This is a genomic window from Cohnella mopanensis (assembly GCF_022352055.1).
In the GTDB taxonomy this organism is placed as follows: domain Bacteria; phylum Bacillota; class Bacilli; order Paenibacillales; family Paenibacillaceae; genus Cohnella; species Cohnella mopanensis.
In genome coordinates this window covers 231,497-255,133 of record NZ_JAKRWM010000009.1, presented here as the reverse complement: position 1 = coordinate 255,133, position 23,637 = coordinate 231,497, and the positions used below count along the sequence as shown (strand labels likewise).

Sequence of the window (23,637 nt, the reverse complement as noted above, 5' to 3'; positions counted from 1 at the left end):
TCAGTCGCGCGGAAGAAGCTCGCTTAGCATCTTGCGAAAGCATGCAGTTTCCTGATTGCTGGGGCTGCGCCGATGCAGCAGCAACAAGGCCATATCCGCGAAACAGGCAAAATGGGCAAGCAGCTGTGGCCGATCGAGCCCCGACCATTCGGGAGCTCTGTCGGCCACTTTTTTCTTAATATAGCCAAGCGCCCATAGGACGTCTTCCCTGCACAGAGGATAAGAGGGGTCTAGCAAGCGGCGAAGGGGTTGCTCAGTAGCCAAGGTCACTCGATTATTGTCCAATTGCAGCATCACCTTTAACTAAGGGTTCGTACACTATCAAAGTTACGGAAAAACTCGTCGTTTTATACCTTAGGATCGATATGCTATGATATAAAAAGCGTAAAATCAAGGAATGGGGAACTTGTTTTGAGTGGAATCGGCTCAAGCCGCAACATTATTATTGTTGGCTTCATGGGGACGGGCAAATCCACGGTTAGCCGGTTGTTGTCCGAGCGCCTTGGATGGGAGAGTAAGGATACGGACGAGGAGATTGAAAGATTAGCCGGCCGATCCATTAAACAAATGTTCGCGGAAGACGGGGAACAGGTTTTTCGCGATTGGGAAAGCCGTGTACTAACGGACGTCTTAAGCCTCGGGAGACAAGTTGTGGCGACGGGCGGAGGGGCTGTATTGCGTGAGAGCAATCGGCGTGCGATGTTGATGGGCGGCTGGGTCGTCGCGCTTACGGCTGACAAGATGAGCCTAATCCGTCGCGTGACGAGCTCGGCTGTCGCAGGTACAAGGCCTCTGTTGGCCGGCGATGCGGAAGAACGCGTCAGCACCTTGCTGGAATCTAGGCGGAATGCCTACGATTTCGCGCACGTTGTGGTGGACACGTCCAAGCGATCGCCTTCCGAAGTGGCGGAATTGCTAGTTCGTTGGATTCCGAGTTCGTGGACTTAAGGAAGCTGATTCCAAGCGAGCATGCCGCCGATGAGGTTCGTTGTTCCTTTATAGCCAAGCGAAGATAAATATTGGCAAGCTTGATCGCTGCGGTAACCGCTGCGGCAGATGAAAATGACTTCTTCCTCTTTAGGAATGGAGTCGAGCTGCTGCGGAACTTGGCCCAGTGGCAGGTGCAATGCTCCGGGAATCATGCCTTGCGCGACTTCCTCTTCTTCGCGAACGTCAATGAGATGAATTCGTTCTCCGGCATCGAGCCGCGATTTAAGTTGTTCGACGGTAATTGTCGTATAGGAGCTCATAATCGGCCAACCTTTCTTCTGAATATAGGTTCATCATAAGAAACTGCGCAAGGACTGTCAATGTAAGGGCGGAGGAAATCATGAGGATCGCAATCGGCATCGCTATAGCCGGATTTCTCGGGGCAGTCGCCCGTTATGAGATCGGCTTCCTTTTCCCGCAACATGCGAACTCGGCGGCTTTTCCTTGGGCGACGTTGATTATTAATCTTACCGGTTCCTTGCTGCTTGGCTTGCTGACCGGCCGATTATCGCGTTCTAGCACAACCCCGGCTTGGTTCGGTGAAGTCGTCGGAACGGGATTTATCGGTTCCTTCACGACGTTCAGCGCTTTTAACGGCCAACTGTGGCAACTATTCGATCATCGTGCTTACGGATACGCGATCGTCTACGTGTTAGCAAGCGCTGCGGGGGGCTGGATGCTTGCGGCAGCCGGTTTAGGTTGGGGAAGGGGTCGACGCTCTTGAACGGATTATGGCTCGCTGGCTTGGTCGGCATAGGCGGATCGATCGGAGCGTTAATCCGTTACGGAATCGGTCGATTAGCCGTCAACAAACGTAAACCAGGTTATTACGGCACGCTTTTCGTAAATCTTGCGGGTTCGCTGTTGATCGGCGTTTTTATCGGGTTGCAACTAGAACTGGAACATGGACCGCAGTATGCTTTTGCAGGAATCGGAGTGTTGGGCGGATTAACGACCTATTCCACGTTAAACGTGCAAAAAGCAACGCTTTACGGCAACGGCGACCAAAAGACGTTAGCGTGGTATTTAGCCGCTACTTACTTGGGAGGCTTCGCCTTGACAGGCTTAGGCGTCGGATTAGGTTATTATATACATACATAGTTTTCAAGGAGCGTGTTTATTCATGGATATGATCGTTACCCCTACTGGAAAACTCGAAGGCGAAATTCAAGCATTATCCTCGAAAAATTATACGACCCGTTATTTGCTCGTATCGGCGCTGGCGGAAGGAACCAGCACGATTCTATATCCTGCCCATAGCGAAGACGGCGAAGCGATGCGCCGCTGTATTCGGGACTTGGGCGCTGTAGTAGAAGAGGATTCCGAGAAAATCGTCATTACCGGATTCGGACGTCATCCTCGCGCTACCAAAGAGTTGGACGTAGGCAACGCAGGAGCGGTTCTCCGTTTTATTATGTCTATAGCGGCTTTATTGCCGGAAGTTCATTTCATCAATGCATATCCGGAGTCTCTCGGCAAACGTCCGCATAACGACTTGATCGTTGCGCTGGAAAGCATGGGAGTTACGATCGACCATCAGAATGGCCGACTGCCTATGACCATTAAAGGCGGCAATCCTCGCGGCGGCAAAATTCAAGTGTCCGGCAATGTCAGCTCTCAATTCCTGAGCTCCTTGCTTTTCTTGACGCCATTGCTTGACGAAGATAGCGAGATCGAAGTGTTGCACGATTTGAAATCCAAAGTCGTTATCGGCCAGACGCTCGAGGTGCTTGCGCAAGCGGGCATCGTTGTCGAGGCTTCCGAAGACCTTATGCACTATCGAATTCCGGGCAAACAGAAATATAAAGCTCAGACTTATACCGTACAGGGTGACTATCCGGGATCAGCCGCGATCTTGGCGGCGGCTTCGGTAACGGAGTCCGACGTTGTCGTGCACCGACTGATGGAGAACAGCAAGCAAGGCGAACGCGCAGTCGTAGACGTGTTGCGTGCGATGAATGTTCCTCTGACCCATGAGAATGGAATCGTTCACGTCAAAGGAAACGGACGTTTGACCGCGGGCGAATTCGACGGCGACGAATTTACCGACGGAGTGCTGGCCATGGTTGCGGCAGCCGTATTCGCCGAAGGCACATCCCGTTTCTACAATGTGGAAAATTTGCGTTACAAAGAATGCGACAGAATCACGGATTATTTGGCGGAGCTTCGCAAAGCCGGCGCCAAAGTCGACGAGAAGCAAGACGAGATCATCGTCCATGGTCGTCCGGAAGGCGTAGAGGGCGGAGTAGAGATCGACGCTCACTTCGATCACCGGGTCATCATGGCGCTCACGATCGTCGGCCTTCGTTCCGCGCAGCCGATCCGCATCAAAGACGCTCATCATGTAGCGAAGTCGTACCCGATCTATTTCGATCACTTGAAATCGCTTGGCGCCAAAGTCGAGTGGGTAAACTAAACGGGTCCACAATCCAATAAGGAGGCTGTTAACGATGCCCTATGAACATCCGTCTCGCGAAGAAATCAAACAAATCTTATCGGATTCGCAAACGATAGCCGTCGTAGGTTTATCGGAAGACCCATCCAAAGTGTCGTACATGGTATCCGAAGCGATGCAGAACAAAGGTTACCGGATCATTCCGGTTAATCCGAACGCGACTTCCATTCTCGGCGAAACGAGCTATGCGTCGCTCAAGGACGTTCCTGTCCCTATCGATATCGTTAACGTCTTTCGACGCCCCGAGCACACTCCGCCTATCGCGCAGCAAGCCGTAGAAGCCGGTGCCAAGGTTCTGTGGCTTCAGCTCGGCATCTCGAATGAGGAAGCGGCTACGATCGCTACGGAAGGCGGACTTCGCATTATTATGGATCGCTGTATCAAAGTGGAGGACTCGATCCTCCTTCCACACGGCAAAGCAAAATAAAATATAGAGAATGTTCCCTGTTCTCGAAGTTCGATGCAAATATAGATAATCATAAAAAAGGACAGAGATGTATCTCCTGTAAGAGTTTACGTCCGCCTCTTGGAGCCTTTTGCCACCTTTGAAATCTAATCAAGGCAATTGGCGGAGAGGAAGCGGCTGGAAGGAGATACATCGTCGTCCCTCGACTGTGATTATCTATATCTTTGCGTTTAAAGTAGAAAGACGGATCCGTCCGAGAGAGGAGGGAACATTTTAATGTACGGAATAGGCTACCTCCAGAGGCTGGGCCGGGCGATGATGCTGCCGATGACGGTGCTTCCGGCAGCCGCTATCTTTCTTATGCTCGCACGATTGCCTTGGGATTCGTTAGGCTGGACTCAAGTGCCGGAGATGCTGCACGCGGCGGGGATGGCTATTTTCCAATACATGCCGTACGTGTTCGCGATCGGAATCGCGCTTGGCATGTCCAATCAGACGGCGACCGCGGGAATGGCTGCCCTGACCGGGATGTTTATCTTTCATATCGTAACCCATACCTATGATCCGAACGGCGTTCAGCCCTCCATGTTCGCCGGAGCCGTGATCGGCATTATTTCGGGATGGGCGCACGATCGGTTCAAATCGTTCCAACTCCCGGAGTTTCTGCAGTTTTTCGGCGGCTCGCGGTTCGTTCCTCTGTTCATGAGCGTCGTATCGCTTGCATTCGCATGGGTGATGATCGGTGTGGGAGAAGGTTTAAGGAATTGGGCGGAATCCGCGGGAACTTTGGTTTATTCCGCGGGCGGCTTCGGCATATTCTTATATGGATTCCTCCATCGTATCCTCGTCGCTTTCGGACTACACCATTTGCTCAATCACCTCTTCTGGTTCCAAGTCGGAGAGTACCAAGGAGCTGATGGAGCAGTATATTTCGGAGATTTGCCGCGATTTTTCGCGGGTGATCCGTCGGCAGGCATATTCATGGCAGGTTTGTACCCCACGATGATGTTCGCTTTGCCAGCCGTTGCATTCGCTATTATCCACGAGGCTAGGGAAGATTTGAAGCCCAAGACGAGCAAGCAATTCCGGGTAGCTGCGCTTGGCTCCTTCCTTACGGGGGTTACGGAACCGGTAGAGTTCGCCTTTCTGTTCGTTGCGCCTTATTTGTTTCTCATCCACGCGCTTCTCTCCGGGGGCTTAATGTGGTTGGTCTACGAGCTGGACATCCATCACGGTTTTACTTTCTCGGCCGGAGCGTTGGAATTTTTGGTCAACATGCCGCTTGCTCATCGTGGCTGGCTACTGCTTCCTATCGGAATCGTTGTAGGGCTTATTTATTACGTGATGTTCCGTTGGAGTATCAGACGATTCCAGTTGGCGACGCCAGGGCGAGAAGATGCAACTCGGCTCGACGACTGGGCAGGCGACATCCCTTACCGTGCTCCCCTTATCTTGCAGGCATTAGGTGGCAAGGAGAATATGGTGCGGCTGGAGGCCTGTATTACCCGCCTACGGTTGACGCTTGAAGATGACCGTAAGGTTGACGTGCAATCGTTGCGCCACTTAGGAGCGGCAGGCGTCATTAGATTGGGAGGCGGGCATGTCCAGGTCGTGTTCGGGACTTTCTCGGAGTTAATCCGGGAAGAAATTCATAAGCATATGCAGACGGACGTTCAGCAAATTCAATTTCATTCTCCCGTGCAAGGGCGGATGATTCCTCTAGAGGAAGTCGACGACCCGATATTCGCGCAGCGTCTGGTCGGAAGAGGAGTCGCCTTCATCCCGGACAAAGGGGAATTGGTCGCACCGATCCAAGGGAAAATTATTCATATCCACCCCTCTCTGCATGCAGTCGGATTGCTTACGAAAGATGGTTTGGAAGTGCTTCTGCACGTGGGAATCAACACCTCGCAGTTGGATGGCAAAGGATTTACGATTCTGGTGAAAATGGGGGACGAAGTATCGCCAGGGCAGCCGCTTCTGAAATTCCACCTTCCAACTTTGAAGCAGCATGCCAAATCATTAGCAACACCGATGGTTATCACGAATAGCGATATCGTGAAATCATGGCGGTTTGCTCCTTATAAGGTAGTTAAGAAGGGACAAGCGGCGGTTATGTCGGTTGTCGTGAAAGAGAGAGAGAAGGGGGTGGAGAAATGATACAGGCTATTGGCGCCTCGCAAGGAATCGCTATAGGGAAATCGTTCGTTCTTCCACATTGGGAGTGGGAGCTTCCGGATCAGAAGATCGAACTAGCGGATTTGGCCAAAGAGTTCGATCGGCTATACGAGGGGATTCGCCGCTCCAAAACAGAGATCAACCAGATGAAGACGGAGCTCGACGAAGTCGTCGGCTCGGAGGAAGCGAGCATCTTCGATGCGCATCTCGCGATTCTGGAAGATCCGGTATTCATGAACGAAATTCAAGGCATCATTCAAAGGCAATACAAAGTTGCCGAAGTCGCCGTTAAAGAAGCGATCGATCACTTCGTTACGATGTTCGACCTGTTGGACGACGAATATATGAAGGAGCGAGCGCTGGACATTAAGGACGTCGGAAATCGGCTACTTAAGCATTTGTTGGGCGCGCCCGATATTTCTCTGCCCGAGGACACTCAACCTTTCGTTCTCGTCGTAAGGGAGCTATCTCCTTCGCAACTCGTGCATCTCAAGCCGGAGCTCGTGCTCGGGATCGTCACGATGATCGGAAGTCCTACTTCTCACGCTGCCATTATGGCGAGAGCTTTCGGCATTCCGATGGTCATGAGCGTGGAAGGTAAGCTGGAGCAAACGATCAGCACCGGGGATCTCCTGATCATCGATGGAGGAACGGGATTGCTCCAAATCGAGCCGACGTCGGAGATGGTTGCCCGTTATACGGACTTGCGCAAGCGTCAGATCGCCGAGAAAGATCAGCTGTTGACGCTCGCTAAGGTGCCTTCCGTTACGCCTGACGGTGTGCCGCTTACGCTGGCGGCGAATATTAGCTCGTTAAAGGAACTGGACGCAGCGCTTAGCAACGGCGCTGAGGGAGTAGGATTGTTCCGCACCGAATTCCTGTACATGGATAGAAGCCATTTCCCTTCCGAGGATGAGCAGTTTGATGTGTACCGGGCAGTCGTTCAGAAGCTTAACGGAGAGATGCTAATTATTCGTACGCTCGATATCGGCGGGGATAAGCAATTGGATTATTATGAGCTACCGGAAGAAGAGAACCCGTTCTTGGGCTTCCGGGCGATTAGATTCAGTTTGGAACGCAAGGATCTGTTCAAAACCCAGCTTCGCGCCATTCTTCGCGCCTCGCAATTTGGAGACGTTCAGATTATGTATCCTTTGATTACTTCCGTTGACGAAGTGCGGGAAGCGAACGAAGTGCTCGAGGAAGCGAAACGGGAACTACTGGCCGAGGGCGTTCCTCATAATACCCTTATTAAAGCGGGAATCATGATCGAGGTGCCGGCGGCGGTGGCCATTGCGGATTTACTAGCTGAAGAAGTAGCCTTCTTCAGTATCGGTACGAACGATTTGATTCAGTTCACTTTGGCGGTAGACCGGATGAACGAGCAAATCAATCATTTGTATGAGCCTTACCATCCCGCAATATTGCGGATGATTCGCACGGTAACTAAAGCGGCCAAAGCGCAAGGAATCCCCGTTAGCATCTGCGGTGAAATCGCTGGAGACGTGAACGCGTTGCCTATCTGGTTAGGGCTCGGAATCGAAGAGCTTAGTTTGTCTGCCCAAGCCATCTTGCCTATCAAGGAAAGTATGTTGCGGACGAAAGCATCGGATAGCCGCAGGCTGTTAGAAGATGTCTTTCGCTGTAAGAGCGCCAGCGAAGTGAGGGAGATAACGAGCCAATTCCGCGCAGAGCTTGCACTTGCCCCTGGCAGCGTACAACCGCATATGTAACTCCATGCCCTATCCCTAGTCGGATGCGCGCCTAAACGTCAAATGCCTCCTTACCGAGTTCGCCGGGAAACCCGGTCGGGAAGGAGGCATTAGGATTAACGGCCGAACAGCAGGTCGCTGAACGCTTTCGCATAGGGTGGCAGATCCGGCGGTCTGCGGGCGGATACGATGTTCCGGTCGATCACGACCGCTTCATCCAACCAGACGGAACCGGCGTTCTCCATATCGTCTCGGATTCCCGGAGTGGAGGTTACGGTTCTGCCTTCTAGTATTTTCGCGGAGATGAGCACCCAGCCGGCATGACAGATTTGTCCGATCGGCTTGTTGCTATCGTTCATCCGGCGTACGAAGTCGAGAACTCGAGGATCTCTGCGGATTTTGTCCGGGGCCCAGCCGCCGGGTACGAGAAGGCCGTCGAAGCGATCGGCATCAAGTTCGTCATAGGAAATATCCGCAATCGCCGGGACGCCATATTTACCGATATATTTGCGACCCTTTTCCGGGGCTGCATAGACGACCTCAGCGCCTTCTTCCCGTAAGCGATAGACGGGATACCAAAGCTCTAAATCTTCGAATTCATCGTCAAGCAAACTGACTACTCTTTTTACAACGGTCATCGTATGAAGTCCTCCAATCAAGTCTTTATAGGGCTCAGAGATCTATTGTACCAAAACTATGTTGTTCATTCACGTTCATATTCCGAAGAGGGAGTTGGGATCTCATTGTTGCGTAAATGGAAATACGTCCCGGTAGTAATCTGCATGGTAGCCATATTCTTTTCCTCGTCTCGGAGCGGGGATCAATTGGATAGCGTACTGCCTTGGGTCCAAAAGTGGTTACCGGGTTTAACGGACTTCAATCCGATGCATTATGTGGCTTACTTCATTCTCGGATTGACCGTTGCGTTCGCTTTGGGCAAAAGGGCGACAACAGGGTGGGGATTTATCCTTAACGTCTTAATATGCGTTCTCTATGGAGTGACGGACGAATGGCATCAATCTTTCGTGCCGATGAGAACTCCGGATCCGCTCGATCTGCTTCACGATGGCATGGGCGCGGCAGCCGCGGCCTTGCTTGTCCTGATCGTCAGCTTCGTTCGCGGAAAGCGCAGTTCCAGAAATTACACCATCGGGTAGTGCAGGATTTCATGGGCTCCGGGACGAATGAATACAGGGTAAGCTCTTTGTTCGATAAGGAGAGAATCCCGTTGCTCAAAAACTGTTCATGCGGAGGAGAAATGAACCTTAAGCTCCGCACGGTCGTCTTCGCCAAAAAAGTAAATATCAACAATGTACCCGTATACAATTGCAGGATGTGCGGAAGGAACGATGTGTTTCCCGGCGTTAAAGACGACGTCGGACGGCTTGTGGGCCAGCTAGGGTCTCGTCCGGCTCCCCATAACATCCCTTTCGATCAACTACACGAGTGGGCGGGCGTGTTATCCGATGCGCTGCATCTGTCGGATACGCTGCAAGCAACGGTTATCGCGAAAGCTGCAGAAGAACGGATCAATCAATTGCTGGATCTATGGCTAATCGCTTCTTCTCTGGAAGACGAGTTATGGAAACAGGAAATTCAGATTCGTCTGTCTCAGTTAAGCGCTCAATACATATCTTAGATGCCGAGGACGGGATTTCCCGTTCTTTTGCGAGAGACTCCTTTTTCTGCTACGATATTCGTATTGATCTTTGAATTTCAAGGAGGGTATATCATGGCAAACATTCAGCAATTGACGTCGATAGAGCAATGGAATCAAGCTTTGGAGATGAGTTCCAGCAAGCCGTTGCTTGTATTTAAGCATAGTACCAGTTGTTCGGTTAGCGCAGGCGCCCATGAGGAATTAATGCATTTTATCGAAGACGGGCAAACCGGCCCAGTCGAATATGCGATCGTTCACGTCATTGAGGATCGTCCCGTTAGCAACGCGATCGCGGAGCAACTAGGGATCAAGCATGCTTCTCCGCAAGCCATATTCGTGAAAGACGGCCAGCCGGTTTGGGATACTTCCCATTGGCACATTACGTACTCTTTTTTGACAGAAAAGCTTGGAACTTCTGTGAACAACTCCTAATCTCGACTTCATGCGCAGGATAAACCTCAGTGTTTGATTGCTAAACATCCGGTTTTGTCGTATGATTACCTTAATAATCCATGACTGGACAAGGGTTTGTGATCCAGTCACGAACATTGGAGCGAATTATTGTGACGGTAACCATTTACGACGTGGCACGCGAAGCTGGCGTTTCGATGGCAACAGTTTCCCGTGTCGTCAACAACAACCCTAATGTTAAACCGCAAACTCGTAAGAAGGTTTACGAAGCGATTGAGCGACTCGGCTACCGGCCGAATGCGGTTGCTCGCGGTCTAGCAAGCAAGAAAACGACAACCGTAGGCGTCGTCATTCCCGACATAGCGAATGCGATTTTTGCTGAAGTTGCGCGCGGAATCGAAGACATTGCCAATATGTATCACTATAATATTATTCTTTGTAATGCGGACAAACGCAAAGACAAAGAGATCCGCGTCATTAACACGCTCTTGGAGAAGCAAGTCGATGGCTTGTTATTCATGGGCGGCGCCGTGACGGAAGAGCATATTCAAGCGTTCAGAACGTCTAACGTTCCGATCGTCTTATGTGCGACGACCGATGAGAAGGGAACGATTCCTTCCGTCGACATCGATCATGAGGCAGCTGCATTCGATGCCGTTAATCGACTGATTGCCGAAGGACATACAGCTATCGCTATGATTAGCGGTACGCTACAGGATCCTGCGAACGGCTATGCCCGTTATCAGGGTTACAAACGCGCGCTTGCGCAAGCCGGCATACCTTACCAGGAACAATACGTTCGTGTAGGGAATTATAAATACGAATCCGGTATTGACGCGATGCAATATTTCCTTGACCTGCCGGATCGTCCGACTGCTGTATTCTCTGCTACGGATGAGATGGCTACCGGAGCTATTCATTGTATTCAGGACGCCGGGTTAGTCGTTCCCGATGATGTGTCGGTCATTAGCGTTGACAATAGTCGCATCTCCTCGATGGTTCGTCCGTTGCTGACGACCGTTGCCCAGCCGATGTACGATATCGGTGCGGTGTCTATGAGGCTTCTGACGAAGCTGATGAAGAAGGAAGCCGTTGAGAATGCCAAAGTTACTCTTCCTCATGAATTAATCGTGCGTCGATCCGTCGCAGGACCGAGAGGGAAGTAAATCTACAATTAAAGGCCCTGCCTCGGCGCATTCGTGACCGATGCAGGGCTTCTTTATGAGAATAGAATGCGAAAGGAAGAGGAATGTGACTTACGGGGCAATCGGAATTATCGGAGCTATGCAAGAGGAAATCGAGCTGCTGCTGGCACAGCTAGACGATAAACAGACAGAGCAACACGCGGGAATTACGTATCACCACGGTTTATTCCGCGGCAAGAAGGTCGTATTGACCCGTTCAGGCGTAGGCAAGGTGAACGCGGCCGTCTGTACTCAAGTATTGGTTGACCGTTACGGAGCGGATGCGATCGTCTTCACGGGCGTAGCGGGTGCAGTTGACCCGAAATTGAATATTGGGGATATTGTCATCTCCACAAGCAGCGTTCAGCATGATGTTGACGTTACGGCGCTTGGATTTCCTAGGGGGACGATCCCTTATCAAGAAGTATCGGAATATCCGGCGGACGAGCGTTTGATCGCAATAGCGGAAGAAGCGGGGAAAAAAGTATATCCGGGGCGTTGTTTCACCGGCAAAGTTTTGTCGGGAGATCAGTTTATTGCCGATCGCACGGTAGTCAAAGGATTGTACGAAGAATTAGGCGGGGCTTGCACGGAGATGGAAGGGGCTTCTGTCGCGCAAGTGTGTTATATGAACGGAATCCCTCACGTCATTATTCGGTCCATGTCGGATAAAGCTGACGGGTCGGCTCACGTGAATTTCGCGGAGTTTACGATCGAAGCGGCAAACCGTTCTTATGCAATCGTAGAAGAGATGGTAAACAGGCTCTAAGCCGTTTGGTAAGTTTGGAAGAGCAAAGAGCTGGCAATCCGATCGCATAGGCGATCAGACTGCCAGCTCTTTTATTGCATTAGTTCTTAGCCGATATGCTGAAGCGCGATTTCTAGCATTGCTTTATTTTTGGCTGTGATTTCGGTTCTTCGTGGCATTGGAGCCCAAGAGGAAACGTCGTCTAGCCATGTCGTCGGAAGATCGGGCGGTTGGATGTGCGATGGGAATGTAGGAGGCCATCGTTCCGGTAGTCGCCCTCCGCAGGCAGCGCTGTCAATTTGCGATAGCAAAGGATGGCCGCACATCTCAAGCCAGAGCAAGCTCCATGCTCTCGGGACGACCCGCCAATGGTCGTATCCGCCGCCGCCTAGCGCGACCCATTTGCCTTGCGTGTAACGTTCGGCAAGCTGGTGAATGATTTTAGGCATCTCGCGATATATTCTCATACTGCAATGGATGTGCGCTAGCGGATCGAAGGCATGAGCGTCGCATCCATGCTGACTGACGATGATATCCGGACGAAAGGAGCGCGCGACATTCTCTACCGCTTCCGTAAAACATTCGAGCCACGACTCGTCTTCCGTGTAGGGCTCCATAGATAAATTAAGACATGAACCATAGCCGGAAGAATCCCCTCGTTCATGCGCGAATCCGCTGCCGGGGAACAGAAATTTGCCGGTCTCGTGGATCGAGAGCGTGAACACGTCGGGGTCCGTGTAGAAAAACCACTGTACGCCATCCCCATGATGGACGTCCGTGTCGATATAGAGTACGCGAGCCTTGTATTTATCCCTCAGATACGTGATCGCTGCCGCTGCGTCATTATAGACGCAGAAGCCGGAAGAGCGATTCGGGAATGCGTGATGAAGGCCGCCAGCCAAGTGCAAGGCGCGATCCGCGCGTCCCGACATGACCGCTTCCGCAGCCGCCAGCGAACCGGCAGTAACCGCAGCGGTAGCTTCATGCATTCCGGGAAAATAGGGGGTGTCTCCATCTGCTTCAAGGCCGTACTGCTCGGCATTGCTGATCATATGAACGTCGGGTTTGTCGGTGCTTAACGCGACCACGGCGTCGATATAATCTTTTCTATGGATTTTGCGAATCACTTGTTCGGCCTCTCCGAGGGGAAAAGGCTCCATAATTTGTTCTTTGGTTAATGCCCCGCATTCCCGCAGAAGGTCTTCCGTCAATTCGACGCGAAAGGGATGAAAAGGATGATCGTCAGAAAAACAGTATCGCCCGGATGGCTTATTGTTTACCCATATCGTTCTGGAGGACAGAGGAGGTCGCCTGCCTTTCATCTAATACATGAAGCGTTGCCTAAATCTAACCCGATCGAATTGTTCCACGGAGGATAACGGAACGTCTTTGCCGATTCTGACCATCAGGCAATTGGCGGGGTGAGCGCATATTTCCGGATCGTCCGTCGCAAACCAGACCATGCCGACCGATTTCATCAGCCGTTCCATCATCTCTCGGTATTCCCATACGTTGAGACCGCTCGATTCCAAGTCCCAGTGCCAATAATACTCCGTCGTGAACACGATTATATTATCTAATTGCCCATTCTCGAACGCTGCGGAGATTAGCGATTTGCCGAGGCCAAGATTGCGGTAGTCATCGGCAACTTCGATCGCTCCGAGCTCGATGAGGTCTTCCATGCCGCCTTCGGACCAGCGTTCCATTTCATCCGGGTAATGGAAGGTGACATATCCGACGATAACGTCCTCGTCACGGGCAACGATGATTCTTCCTTCGGGCAGATCGGCAATTTCGACCAAAGCTTCGTGCTGGTCTTTCGGTCTGCGGAAAGCATCTAACTTAGGATGAAGGGTCATCTTGCGCAATCTATCTGGCGGTACGGGACCTTCGATGATAAGGGATTGGCTATCTCGTGCGATTGGATAGCGGACGTACGATTTGATGTGGTCCATGCCGTTCCCCCTATATCCGTAATTCAAACATTGACAATCATTATATCATTTAAGTGCACGAGGGAGGAACCGGATTAAGGGCGATGTGGTTAATATTACCCCTCGAATTGTAGATATTGCCCTTTCCCTCTATGCCTAGCGAGCGTACACTGTGTTATAATATCTATGGCAGATGAGACTGTTAACTCCATGTTGTGAAAGCGCATTCGTTATAGGAATGCCCGCATTTTAATGGGAAGGTGATGGATCGTGACATTTCAATCGGATGAAAAACTGGCCGTTACGGCTACGGTGTCCAACATGGCATCGTATGAAGAGGCAGTAAAAAGCTTTAACTGGGCAGACGTTGAGAAGCAGTTTACTTGGGCTTCCACGGGTAAGGTCAATATGGCTTATGAAGCGATCGATCGCCATGTAGACAATGGACGCGGCGACAAAATCGCACTCCATTACAGCGATAACCAACGCGAGATTAGTTATACCTTCGCGGAAATGTCGAGGCAGTCTAACCAATTCGCTAACGTACTTCGCGGTTTAGGCATCAATAAAGGCGACCGCGTGTTCATATTCATGCCGCGTACACCGGAATTATATTTCAGCTTGTTCGGTGCCTTAAAGGTCGGTGCTGTTGTCGGACCTTTGTTCGAGGCTTTCATGGAGACGGCTGTAAGGGATCGTTTGCTGGATAGCGGTGCGGTAGCTATCGTTACGACTCCGGCTTTATTGTCACGGGTACCTCGTGAAGAACTGCCGGATTTGAAAAATGTTATCGTATTCGGGGATTCCGTCGAGGCGGGGGATGGCATCGTCGACTATCGCGCGGCAATGGAATCGGCTTCTACCGAAACGGAGCTGACATTCCTTGATAGGGAAGATGGCTTGATCCTTCACTATACTTCCGGTTCTACAGGTAAACCTAAAGGTGTCTTTCACGTTCAGAATGCCATGCTCCAGCACTATCATACGGGGCGCGTCGTTCTTGATCTAAGGGAAGACGACGTATACTGGTGTACAGCCGATCCAGGCTGGGTAACGGGCACATCATACGGTATATTCGCGCCTTGGCTGAATGGGGTGACCAACGTCGTAAGAGGCGGAAGGTTCAGTCCTCAAGATTGGTATTCCACGATTCAAAAATATAAAGTGACCGTATGGTACAGTGCACCGACGGCATTCCGCATGTTAATGGGAGCAGGAGATGACGTCGTTAAGTCGTTCGATCTTTCTAGCTTGCGCCATGTGCTAAGCGTAGGCGAGCCTTTGAATCCTGAAGTCGTCCGTTGGGGCAACAAAGTGTACGGTCAACGCATTCACGATACGTGGTGGATGACGGAGACGGGCGGGCAGTTAATTTGTAACTACCCAAGCATGGAAATTAAGCCAGGATCAATGGGGCGCCCGGTTCCCGGCGTACAAGCTGCGATCATCGACGATCAAGGCAACGAATTGCCGCCTTTCCGTATGGGCAATCTTGCAATCAAGACGCCATGGCCGTCCATGATGCGCAAAATCTGGAACAATCCTACGAAGTATGCGGAATACTTCCATATTCCAGGATGGTACGTATCGGGCGATTCCGCTTACCAGGATGATGAAGGTTATTTCTGGTTCCAAGGGCGTATCGACGATGTCATTAATACTTCCGGCGAACGGGTAGGGCCATTCGAGGTGGAGAGCAAGCTGGTGGAACATCCGGCAGTTGCCGAAGCCGGCGTAATCGGGAAACCGGATCCTTTACGCGGAGAAATTATTAAAGCGTTCATCTCGTTACGCGAAGGTTTCTCGCCATCGGATGAGCTTAAAGCGGATATCGCCAAGTTCGTGAAGGAAGGCTTGTCCGCCCATGCTTCCCCGCGGGAGATCGAATTCAAAGATAAGCTTCCGAAGACACGCAGCGGTAAAATCATGCGTAGGGTGCTCAAAGCATGGGAGCTGAACCTGCCGACAGGCGATCTGTCTACGATCGAGGATTAGGGATAAACTAAGAAGCTGCTCATTAGAGAAATCTATTGAGCAGCTTCTTTCTGTTAAGTAGCAACAGAGAAGATCTTTAAAAGCAAAATGTTGGTACAGGACTAATCCCCTGTACCAACATTTATCGTTTTACCTATCTACTTTTGGTCAGCGCTCTTTGTATCAGGTTCCGGACTTCACTTCGATAGCCGTTGTAGGCGCTGAATTGCCGCTTGGGCTAACTGCGCTTACGCGGTACCAACCGACTGACATTGGCGCGATGTACTCGAAAGTAGTCGATTCCGTCGTGCCGAGAAGCTTGAATTTCCCACGCTCCGTCTCGCTGTACCATACCTGATACTGCGTTACGCCTTCGCTGCTAGCGTTAGCGTTCCAAGAAAGGGTTACGCCAATATCGGTTCCTTGCGCATTCAAGCCGCTAGGCGTCGAAGGGACGTTGCTGTTGCTGTTACCTGGGTTATTCGGTAAGCCCGGGTCTGTTCCTTCTCCCGTATTTCCTGGATTCGGGAAGTTTGGATCAATATCTGTAAAGCCGCCTTCGGTCGAGACTGTCTCGCTAGGCGCAGATTCGTTACCGGCTACGTCCACAGCGGTTACGTAATATCTGTAAGATTGATTAAGGCTTGTGTAGTTGACGAACTTCGGCTCTTCGCCGGTCGGAACCGAAGCCTCGACCTTCTGGAATACGCCTCCATTAGCGGACCGGTATAATCGATAACCGGCAACGTCTGCCTGTGAGGAAGGCGTAAACGTAATTCTAGCCAAGCTGTTCAGCATCTCCACAGAAACGTGCTGCGGCGGATTCGGAGTCGCGCCGTCTTCTACGCGCGGATCGATCTTGGAAGGCGCGCTCTCGGCCGCATCTTTAGGCAAGTAATAGGATAGCGCTTTACGCGATTGGGCGGATACTTGGCCAAGCTTGGCTTTTAATTCCTCTATCAGCGCATCTAAAGGAGATTCCCTTACGATCATGACCGATTCGCGCAACAGGTCTCCGGGCGTTTCCTCTTGAGGCAAGTAGTTGACTCCGTTATAGGAAATGTATTTCACCTTGACGAGAGCGTCGTCTACTTCAGTCGGGATAAATTTGCGATTGAAAATATCGGTCACAAGTTTGCCGGCTGCTCTTGTCAGATCCGTCGGTAGCTTACCGCTTACGCTAGATACGGTCATCGATACGATTCCGTCGGGCTTCACGAACTCTTTGGTCGGGAAGAGCTCCGGCTTGGCTTCCGTAACGTCGGTCATAATCTTCGCCCAGATCGTTCGAGCTCTACCATGGCTGTCCGAGGAAAGATTATGAATGACTTTCTCGTATCCAGCCCATACTCCGAGCGTAATGTCCGGGGTGTATCCTTCGAACCATACGTCGCTATAATTTTGCGTCGTTCCGGTTTTGCCGACTACAGGTATCGTTTTGTAGTTTTTGAATTGCGACATGATCGACGTTGCCGTACCGTTCGTAACGACCGTCCGAAGCATATCCGTCATCAGATAAGCGGATTGCTCGGAAACGACTTGTTTCGGCTCCAGCTTATGCTTATAGACGATTTTATTATTGGCATCTCGGATTTCTTCGATCAGATAAGCATCGTTGAAAACACCCTTGTTGGCGATCGCTGCATAGGCATTCGTCAATTCTTCGACGGATGTACCGTACTTAAGGCCGCCGATGACTCCGGTTTGGGCTTGATCATCTTCCGGCACTAGCGTCGTGATGCCGAGGGAACGGGCAAATTTCCAAGCTTCTTTAATGGTGACCTTGTCCAAGAAAATCTTTAAGGCCGGAATATTGTAAGAGCTATTAAGCGCTTGACGGGCGGTGACGAGTCCCGAATAACGATTGTTGGAGTTTTTCGGAATGTGATATCCGCCGCCGCCGTTTTTCAGTATGACCGGAGAATCGTCAAGAACGCTGCCCGGCTGAATTAAGCCCATTTCGATTGCGGGCAAATAGGCGCCTATCGGTTTCATGGCCGATCCAGGTTGACGAACCATTTGGGTAGCGAAGTTCATTTGCTCGATATGGAAATCGCGACCTTCAATCATTCCCAGAATAGCGCCCGTTTTCTGATCCATCATAACGGCGGCAATCTGTTCAACGCCTTTGACGGGATGGTCGGGTGCGAAGTTCTCCGGGTTTTCGGCGATATTGTGCATAAGGCTGTATATTTTTTTGTCGATCGTGGTAGTAACCTTATAACCGCTTCTTAGAAGCTGTCCGCGTGCTTCTTCAATTAATGCCGAATTTTCTTTTTTCTTCAAGTCTTCGCGCTTCAGCTCTGGATTTTGCTGTAGAACAAGCAATTCGGCAGCTTGACGTTCCGCTTCGAGCATAAGATAAGGATACGTGTTGTAAGCCTTCTCGCTTGGCTTAGCCAGGGAGCTGTATAGATCGAAAGCTAATGCTTCTTGATATTGCGATTGCGTAATTTTCTTTTCTTCCAGCATGCGGCTAAGCACGAGCTTCTGACGCGCTTCGGCGCGTTTGAAGTTTTTCTCGTTGAAATCCCCTTTGCCATTGAACGCGGAATATAAAGAAGGCAATTGAGGTACGCCGGCTAGGTAAGCGGCTTGCGCGATATTCAGATCATTTAAATTTTTGATGCCGAATATCCCGTTCGATGCTGCCTTGATTCCGAATACTTGATATCCGGACGAGCCATTTCCGTAAGGAACTTTATTTAAATAGGCCGTAATGATTTCCTTCTTGCTTAGGAATCTTTCTAATCGAAGCGATAGGAAGATTTCTTTGGCTTTCCTGCTCGACGTTTGGTCCAAGTTAAGGAATACCCGCCGCGCTAACTGCTGCGTAATCGTACTTCCGCCCGTTTGGACGCTTTCGTTTAACAATTGCTGCTTAACGGCACGGAATAAACCGTTCGTATCAACCCCGGGATGAGTGAAGAAGTTTTTGTCTTCTATGGAGACAACCGCATCGATAATCGTTTGCGGAATTTGATCGTACGTGACCGGGCGGCGATCTTCCTCGGAACGCAATTGTCCGATAGGGGAGCCGTCGTTGAAATAGACGAAGCCGGTTATCGCATTCTCGTTAATTCTCTCCTCGATAAGACTGCGGTCGCGGATTGGATCGTCTTCAACTAGCGAAGCGATGTATCCGGTAACTGCGCCAGCTCCCACGAGCCCGGCTAGTAGTCCGAACAAGATGAGCCAAAGCACGGTAAATCCCGCGATTTTCCCCGCTGTCTTGAAGCCCTGGCCCTTAGGCTTCGGCTCGGAAGGGGGGTGTTTAGTATTCGTCATTTAGAAATCCTCCTTCAACAAACAGAACTATTATAGCACATTTACCCATCGTTTGACCTCTTTCGGGCGAGCGTGCTCGACATGGGAGGAAGAGGATTTCTGGAAACCGCCATAGCCGCCGGTTAGGCAATCGTATAGGTACTATAGTTGACGTACTAGCTTGTTCAATTGTTCCAGAATGTTATCCGTGCATAATCCTCCATGATAGCAAATGACTTTTTCGATTTCATAGTCCAACAGCTTTCGGAGAGATTGAATAGCCGACTCCATGTCTAATGTCGTTTGCGGGACTGGGCCATTAAGCACGCCGTCCTTGCTTGTCAGCGCATCCGCCGCGATGAGGAGCTTGCTTTTATCTAAGTAAAGGCTAAGATGTCCGGCCGTGTGTCCGGGAGTGTGGATGACGGTAATTCCTCCGCAGAACGGTAGCCGATCTTTGTCTGCTAATAGTTGGTCAACCCGGTTAACGGGGGTATAAACCATCGACTGCATCAAATCCTGGCGCATTTGCTCCGGGAGAGATTGTATCATCTTAGCCATAGCCTGCGGATTTGTCTTGATAAGGGGGAGGACTCCCTCGATATAGGGCTGCTCTAACGCATGCGCATATACGGATATATGCGGGGAGCATTCCCTTAGGATGTCGGCGGCGCCGCCGACATGATCGAGATCCTGATGGGTGAGGATAATGGCCGTAAGCATGTCGAAGGTCACGCCGATTTCACCAAGCGCGTCCCGCAATTGCTCGACTTTCCCCGACATTCCCGTATCGATCAGAATGACGTCCTTACCGTCCCGAATGAGCGTGGGATTAAGCGCGGACGGTACTCCAAAAGCTACGTACGGCAATTCAATCATCTCGACAGCGGGGCTTATTTTCATTTCCTATTTCCTCCTGAATTTTAATGTTTGACAAATATAAATAACTGTGCTATAATTTAATATTAATTTATTTTATCGTAAAATATAGTAACATGTCATCCGACTACTTTCAATCCCCCTTATTTAAAACGCAAGGAGACTGCCCAGTTAGATTGGGCAATCTCCTTTTTTTGTGCTTCTTTATCTATTTCCGTGATGCTGCTTGCGGAATTCGTTAGGTGAGCAATCCGTCCCTTTTTTGAACACTTTGCTGAAATATTTCTCATCCTGAAAACCGACCATCTCGGATATTTGGGCGATCTTTAATGGAGTCTCGGTGAGCAGTCCCTTAGCCCTTTCGATTCGAATTCGCGTAATATAGTCGGTTAGATTCTCATTCATTTCCTGCTTGAATTTACGCGAAATATATTCCCTGCTAAGGAAAAAGCGATTTGAAATGTCCTGCAGCGATAGTTCCTCATGCAGAAATTGGTCAATGTATTTCGCAATGGCTTGCATAGAACTCTGACCGGAGTCTGTACCGCCAGACAACTGCTCCATGATCAATAGAGTTTCTCTCATGTAGCCGTGTTTCCACGCTTCTAAGTCGAACCTACCCTCGTCATTCCATACAGCAGGCAACGGACTGTCGCCCGTTCCGGGCAGAGATGCCGCGGAGCCTTTAATCCACATCGTCTGCGCAAGCCGGAATTCTTGCCACCAATGCTGCAGCTGTTCGAGTGTGATGAAGTCGCTTTGTTCGACCGCTTTGAACCAAGGCTCGAAAGCGGCGGGCAACTGGTCCTTGTCTCCGCTCTGCACGGCGTATCGAATTCTTTGCTCGTGTTCGGTGAAGAAAACGACGTTGTTGGATTCGGTATCGATGGAGGAATAGGCTTGAATCCAATTTCCTTCATGACGAAGGTTGCATTGCCGGACGGCTCTTCGAGCTTGCTTATATGACTGCTGCAACTGGCTTGGAAACGCGACGACGTTACCTATGCCGAATCCGAATCTTGCTTTCAATACTTGATAGATCCCCTCGTTTATTTCGGCAAGCAGCTTCTCGGCGAGATTTGCGTTTTTCCATAAGAGGATAATGATTTCATTTTCTTGCCCCCAGTAACGGAAAGCATAACCGGAACAGCGGTTGCCGAGAATCTCATTACAAATATTGGTGATCGAGAAGATGAGCAGATCCCAGCCAGCCGCAAACTTATGACGAATGAACGGGGGGGTAAGCTCCAGGCTTAATATGCATAACCGTGCTTCCGATACCGGAGAAAGGATTCCGAATTGCTGTTGAAGCGTTTCTTGAATGATAGAGGAATCTACCGGTTCGCTCAGCATGGTGGAGAAAAATTTGTCCAAATAAACGGGTTTAAGTTGATTGATCTCCATGCTCCGGTTTCTATCCCTGCATCGTGCATCTTCGTCGGCGTTCCATTCTTCGATTGCTTTAGACAAAGCCGTCAACAGCTGCGTTTCGTCAATGGGCTTCAGCAAGTAATCCATCCCGCCGTATTTCACGGTTTGCCGTACGAAATTGAAGTCGTCATGGCCGCTTATCACGATAATTTTGCTGCATGGCGCATGTTCCGATACCCAAGCTAGAAGTTCCAAGCCGCCCATGTGAGGCATCATCATATCAGTGAAAATAATAGCGGGGTTTTCCGAGGCCATTAATCGAATGGCTGCTTGTCCATCAGCCGCTTCAAGTACGGACGAGATCCCCATTTGCTCCCATGGAACGAGAAGCCTAATCGCTTCCCGAACGTGTTTCTCGTCATCGATAATGATCGCCTTCATTCTGATGTCAGCTCCCTTCCGAGCGGGATTCGAAGTTCAACGATAAGACCTTGCGGGCTGGCATTAGTGAGTTCGATGGAGGCCGATTCGTGAAAATGAAGCTGCAAACGAGAGAGCACGTTCAGCAATCCGATTCCGCTTTCTTTGCCCCAACTGGCCGCTTCTCCAAGGTTCAATCCGTCGTTCACTACCGCCAATTCCTCGTCGGACATTCCGGCACCATTGTCTTGTATGCGTATGAGGAGAATTTGATCTTGCAGCGAGCAAGATATCATTAACCTTGCAGGTTCGTCGTCATTCTGCTTGAACCCGTGCTTGAAGAAATTTTCGACGAGCGGCTGAAGAATCATCTTAGGTACGGGAATGGAACGAGCCTCGGGATCTATCAAATACTGGATTTCGAGCGACTTGTCGAATCGTTGCTTCTGTAAATCCAAATAGGCTTGCACGTACCCGAGCTCCTTCTCGAGCTCGACGATAGACTCTCCAGTGTTCATATTATAGCGCATCATTTTGCCTAACGAAGTTACGAGGGAATAAATTTGTTGGTCTTTATGCTGCAAGGCGACAGTGCCGATAGATTGCAAAGCATTGTACAGGAAATGCGGATTAACCTGCGCTTGCAATGCTTTGAGCTGGTTGGTTTTGTTGGCGAGTTCTAGTCGGTACTCTTTGAGAATCAAATTATTGATCGTCTGCATCATCGATCGGAATCTTCTCGAGAGAAGGCCGATCTCATCGTTGCTTCGAATATCGATATCTACGTTCAAATGTCCGCGCTCAATTTGATTGACGTAACCTATAAGGCTTAGCAATGGTTTTGTAAAACGGTAAGAGATCAACAGCGTAGCGAGTACCGCAATCGTTAAGAACATGGCTCCCACCCAAGTGTTAATTCGGGTAATGCCTTCCGCGGTTTTGTACAAATGCTCGTAAGGGGTCAATTTGACCAAGTACCAATCCATCATCGGAGTCGTTACCCGATCATAGAAAACGATGCCCGCAAAGTGGGAATCCTCCCACTTCAGATAACCGTTGGACAAATCCCCCTTACGGATTTCCTTGAGCCAATCCCCTTCTAAAGGCTTGCCCGCAGCTCCTTCCTCCGACGAAATGATCGTATTCCCGGAAGCGTCGACAATATAAAACTTTTCTTTACCCGGATCGTAGAGGTGGCGGTTTAAGTCCATAAGCGCGTCAAGCTTGACGTCGATGGACAACTGGGCCATCAATACCTCGCTGGGTGCAAGAAAGATCGGGCGATGGAGGGTGAACACAAGCTCGCTTTGATCTGTAGAGCGGGCTTCGAGCCCATAATTATGGCTTAAGTGGCTTGGCTCGATATACGGTTTCTTCGTGAGGACTCTATATTCGTCCGTGGGAATATCCGCTCTTATTTTATCGCCGCTATTGTTTAATAAATAAGTCGTGTTAGTGGAGACGACATGAAGTCGAACTTGATGGGATTCTTTAACGCTTTGATAAATGTTCAGCAAGTGGTCTCTGAGTAGATTGCGATTGCGTATGACGTCTGTAAGGTCACTTGGAAACACTTCATCCTCCATGTTGTGCTCCAAGATGTAATACAAAGAACGAGGGACGTTGATAGAGTTATAGACCGCTAACGATTTCTGGTTAATATTTTGCATATAGCTTTGTAAGTTGGCTCTGCCAAGCGATAAGACCCTGGCGTTTTTCTCGTAAGCTTCCTCCGAAATCGAACGTTTAGTGGAATTATACGAGATGACCATCGAAGTTGCGATCGGCAAGATTGTCGCGATGAGAAGCAGAAGCATGAGCTTATTGCGGATGGTGTTGCGAAATAGAGATAGCTTCATCATCTGGACGCCTCTTCCATACGTTTGTTTATCAAACAGTAAACCAAAGCTTGTCTGATGGTCAATAACAATATGGTTCATGAGAATATGGTCAATATATTCCACCTTGGACATCATCATTCTCTGTGGTTGCATGGAATTGCTCGGCCTTATACTGGGGCTATGAACGGAATATTGGGGATTAGCACC

22 protein-coding genes are annotated in these 23,637 nt (G+C 50.2%); 13 read left to right on the top strand and 9 right to left on the bottom strand.

Annotated elements, in window-relative coordinates:
* A complete protein-coding gene (locus L3D05_RS15780; RefSeq protein ID WP_239617262.1) occupies positions 1-285 on the bottom strand; it encodes a hypothetical protein in 285 nt (94 codons plus the stop codon).
* Positions 286-411: 126 nt separating this feature from the next.
* Between L3D05_RS15780 and L3D05_RS15775 the strand changes: the two genes are divergently transcribed.
* On the top strand, positions 412-948 hold the full coding sequence (locus tag L3D05_RS15775; RefSeq protein ID WP_239617261.1) for a shikimate kinase: 537 nt from the start codon (positions 412-414) through the stop codon (positions 946-948).
* On the opposite strand, the gene L3D05_RS15770 is transcribed toward L3D05_RS15775, so the two are convergent.
* Positions 945-1,250: a rhodanese-like domain-containing protein gene (locus L3D05_RS15770; RefSeq protein ID WP_239617260.1), complete on the bottom strand. Its 306-nt coding sequence runs from the start codon at positions 1,248-1,250 to the stop codon at positions 945-947. The genes L3D05_RS15775 and L3D05_RS15770 overlap by 4 nt on opposite strands.
* Positions 1,251-1,330: 80 nt before the next feature.
* On the opposite strand from L3D05_RS15770, the gene L3D05_RS15765 reads away from it, so the two are divergent.
* The 6 genes from L3D05_RS15765 to ptsP all read left to right on the top strand — a co-directional run bounded on the left by L3D05_RS15765 (position 1,331) and on the right by ptsP (position 7,762).
* Positions 1,331-1,714 (top strand): fluoride efflux transporter FluC, encoded by a 384-nt coding sequence (locus tag L3D05_RS15765; protein ID WP_239617259.1) that lies wholly within the window; start codon positions 1,331-1,333, stop codon positions 1,712-1,714.
* Complete coding sequence (locus L3D05_RS15760; RefSeq protein WP_239617258.1) at positions 1,711-2,091, top strand: fluoride efflux transporter FluC; 381 nt, start codon at positions 1,711-1,713, stop codon at positions 2,089-2,091. Before L3D05_RS15765 ends, L3D05_RS15760 begins: the two co-directional genes overlap by 4 nt.
* Positions 2,092-2,113: 22 nt before the next feature.
* Entirely contained in the window at positions 2,114-3,406 is a 1,293-nt protein-coding gene (gene aroA, locus L3D05_RS15755; protein ID WP_239617257.1) for a 3-phosphoshikimate 1-carboxyvinyltransferase, read from the top strand.
* A 34-nt stretch (positions 3,407-3,440) separates the two neighbouring features.
* Positions 3,441-3,872, top strand: coding sequence for a CoA-binding protein (locus L3D05_RS15750; RefSeq protein WP_239617256.1), 432 nt, complete (start codon positions 3,441-3,443; stop codon positions 3,870-3,872).
* A gap of 255 nt (positions 3,873-4,127) precedes the next feature.
* A complete protein-coding gene (locus L3D05_RS15745; RefSeq protein WP_239617255.1) occupies positions 4,128-6,011 on the top strand; it encodes a glucose PTS transporter subunit IIA in 1,884 nt (627 codons plus the stop codon).
* Entirely contained in the window at positions 6,008-7,762 is a 1,755-nt protein-coding gene (ptsP, locus tag L3D05_RS15740) for a phosphoenolpyruvate--protein phosphotransferase (protein WP_239617254.1), read from the top strand. The genes L3D05_RS15745 and ptsP overlap by 4 nt, the downstream gene beginning before the upstream one ends.
* A 95-nt stretch (positions 7,763-7,857) precedes the next feature.
* On the opposite strand, the gene L3D05_RS15735 is transcribed toward ptsP, so the two are convergent.
* Entirely contained in the window at positions 7,858-8,379 is a 522-nt protein-coding gene (locus L3D05_RS15735; RefSeq protein ID WP_239617253.1) for a type 1 glutamine amidotransferase domain-containing protein, read from the bottom strand.
* 105 nt (positions 8,380-8,484) lie between these two features.
* Between L3D05_RS15735 and L3D05_RS15730 the strand changes: the two genes are divergently transcribed.
* The 5 genes from L3D05_RS15730 (at position 8,485) to L3D05_RS15710 (ending at position 11,765) form a co-directional block, all read left to right on the top strand.
* Positions 8,485-8,898, top strand: a complete 414-nt coding sequence (locus L3D05_RS15730; RefSeq protein WP_239617252.1) for a VanZ family protein — start codon at positions 8,485-8,487, stop codon at positions 8,896-8,898.
* A gap of 101 nt (positions 8,899-8,999) precedes the next feature.
* A complete protein-coding gene (locus tag L3D05_RS15725; protein ID WP_239617251.1) occupies positions 9,000-9,380 on the top strand; it encodes a TraR/DksA C4-type zinc finger protein in 381 nt (126 codons plus the stop codon).
* Between the two features lie 93 nt (positions 9,381-9,473).
* Positions 9,474-9,833 carry a bacillithiol system redox-active protein YtxJ gene (gene ytxJ, locus L3D05_RS15720; protein ID WP_239617250.1) on the top strand — a complete coding sequence of 120 codons (360 nt, stop codon included), beginning with the start codon at positions 9,474-9,476 and terminating at the stop codon, positions 9,831-9,833.
* A 131-nt stretch (positions 9,834-9,964) separates the two neighbouring features.
* Complete coding sequence (ccpA, locus tag L3D05_RS15715; protein ID WP_239617249.1) at positions 9,965-10,978, top strand: catabolite control protein A; 1,014 nt, start codon at positions 9,965-9,967, stop codon at positions 10,976-10,978.
* Positions 10,979-11,063: 85 nt separating this feature from the next.
* Positions 11,064-11,765 (top strand): 5'-methylthioadenosine/adenosylhomocysteine nucleosidase, encoded by a 702-nt coding sequence (locus tag L3D05_RS15710; protein ID WP_239617248.1) that lies wholly within the window; start codon positions 11,064-11,066, stop codon positions 11,763-11,765.
* Positions 11,766-11,851: 86 nt separating this feature from the next.
* Here the strand turns inward: L3D05_RS15710 and L3D05_RS15705 are convergent, their stop codons facing one another.
* Both L3D05_RS15705 and L3D05_RS15700 read right to left on the bottom strand, forming a co-directional pair.
* Positions 11,852-13,066: an acetoin utilization protein AcuC gene (locus L3D05_RS15705; protein ID WP_239617247.1), complete on the bottom strand. Its 1,215-nt coding sequence runs from the start codon at positions 13,064-13,066 to the stop codon at positions 11,852-11,854.
* Positions 13,067-13,699 carry a GNAT family N-acetyltransferase gene (locus L3D05_RS15700; protein WP_239617246.1) on the bottom strand — a complete coding sequence of 211 codons (633 nt, stop codon included), beginning with the start codon at positions 13,697-13,699 and terminating at the stop codon, positions 13,067-13,069.
* A 300-nt stretch (positions 13,700-13,999) separates the two neighbouring features.
* Here L3D05_RS15700 and acsA point away from each other — a divergent pair, with 300 nt between their 5' ends.
* A complete protein-coding gene (gene acsA, locus L3D05_RS15695; protein ID WP_239617302.1) occupies positions 14,000-15,673 on the top strand; it encodes an acetate--CoA ligase in 1,674 nt (557 codons plus the stop codon).
* 162 nt (positions 15,674-15,835) lie between these two features.
* Here acsA and L3D05_RS15690 read toward each other — a convergent pair whose 3' ends face one another.
* The 4 genes from L3D05_RS15690 to L3D05_RS15675 form a co-directional block, all read right to left on the bottom strand.
* Positions 15,836-18,940: a transglycosylase domain-containing protein gene (locus tag L3D05_RS15690; RefSeq protein ID WP_239617243.1), complete on the bottom strand. Its 3,105-nt coding sequence runs from the start codon at positions 18,938-18,940 to the stop codon at positions 15,836-15,838.
* A gap of 141 nt (positions 18,941-19,081) precedes the next feature.
* On the bottom strand, positions 19,082-19,822 hold the full coding sequence (locus L3D05_RS15685; RefSeq protein ID WP_239617241.1) for an MBL fold metallo-hydrolase: 741 nt from the start codon (positions 19,820-19,822) through the stop codon (positions 19,082-19,084).
* Between the two features lie 180 nt (positions 19,823-20,002).
* Positions 20,003-21,610, bottom strand: coding sequence for a response regulator (locus tag L3D05_RS15680; RefSeq protein ID WP_239617239.1), 1,608 nt, complete (start codon positions 21,608-21,610; stop codon positions 20,003-20,005).
* Positions 21,607-23,451: a cache domain-containing sensor histidine kinase gene (locus tag L3D05_RS15675; RefSeq protein WP_239617237.1), complete on the bottom strand. Its 1,845-nt coding sequence runs from the start codon at positions 23,449-23,451 to the stop codon at positions 21,607-21,609. The genes L3D05_RS15680 and L3D05_RS15675 overlap by 4 nt, the downstream gene beginning before the upstream one ends.
* Positions 23,452-23,637: the final 186 nt, after the last annotated feature.

Excerpts from the sequence above, each read along its gene's own strand:
- L3D05_RS15770 (WP_239617260.1), bottom strand. The coding sequence starts at position 1,250 with ATGAGCTCCTATACGACAATTACCGTCGAACAACTTAAATCGCGGCTC.
- L3D05_RS15765 (WP_239617259.1), top strand. The coding sequence starts at position 1,331 with ATGAGGATCGCAATCGGCATCGCTATAGCCGGATTTCTCGGGGCAGTC.
- aroA (WP_239617257.1), top strand. The coding sequence starts at position 2,114 with ATGGATATGATCGTTACCCCTACTGGAAAACTCGAAGGCGAAATTCAA.
- L3D05_RS15750 (WP_239617256.1), top strand. The coding sequence starts at position 3,441 with ATGCCCTATGAACATCCGTCTCGCGAAGAAATCAAACAAATCTTATCG.
- L3D05_RS15745 (WP_239617255.1), top strand. The coding sequence starts at position 4,128 with ATGTACGGAATAGGCTACCTCCAGAGGCTGGGCCGGGCGATGATGCTG.
- ptsP (WP_239617254.1), top strand. The coding sequence starts at position 6,008 with ATGATACAGGCTATTGGCGCCTCGCAAGGAATCGCTATAGGGAAATCG.
- L3D05_RS15735 (WP_239617253.1), bottom strand. The coding sequence starts at position 8,379 with ATGACCGTTGTAAAAAGAGTAGTCAGTTTGCTTGACGATGAATTCGAA.
- L3D05_RS15725 (WP_239617251.1), top strand. The coding sequence starts at position 9,000 with ATGAACCTTAAGCTCCGCACGGTCGTCTTCGCCAAAAAAGTAAATATC.
- ytxJ (WP_239617250.1), top strand. The coding sequence starts at position 9,474 with ATGGCAAACATTCAGCAATTGACGTCGATAGAGCAATGGAATCAAGCT.
- L3D05_RS15705 (WP_239617247.1), bottom strand. The coding sequence starts at position 13,066 with ATGAAAGGCAGGCGACCTCCTCTGTCCTCCAGAACGATATGGGTAAAC.
- L3D05_RS15700 (WP_239617246.1), bottom strand. The coding sequence starts at position 13,699 with ATGGACCACATCAAATCGTACGTCCGCTATCCAATCGCACGAGATAGC.
- acsA (WP_239617302.1), top strand. The coding sequence starts at position 14,000 with ATGGCATCGTATGAAGAGGCAGTAAAAAGCTTTAACTGGGCAGACGTT.
- L3D05_RS15690 (WP_239617243.1), bottom strand. The coding sequence starts at position 18,940 with ATGACGAATACTAAACACCCCCCTTCCGAGCCGAAGCCTAAGGGCCAG.
- L3D05_RS15685 (WP_239617241.1), bottom strand. The coding sequence starts at position 19,822 with ATGAAAATAAGCCCCGCTGTCGAGATGATTGAATTGCCGTACGTAGCT.
- L3D05_RS15680 (WP_239617239.1), bottom strand. The coding sequence starts at position 21,610 with ATGAAGGCGATCATTATCGATGACGAGAAACACGTTCGGGAAGCGATT.
- L3D05_RS15675 (WP_239617237.1), bottom strand. The coding sequence starts at position 23,451 with ATGATGAAGCTATCTCTATTTCGCAACACCATCCGCAATAAGCTCATG.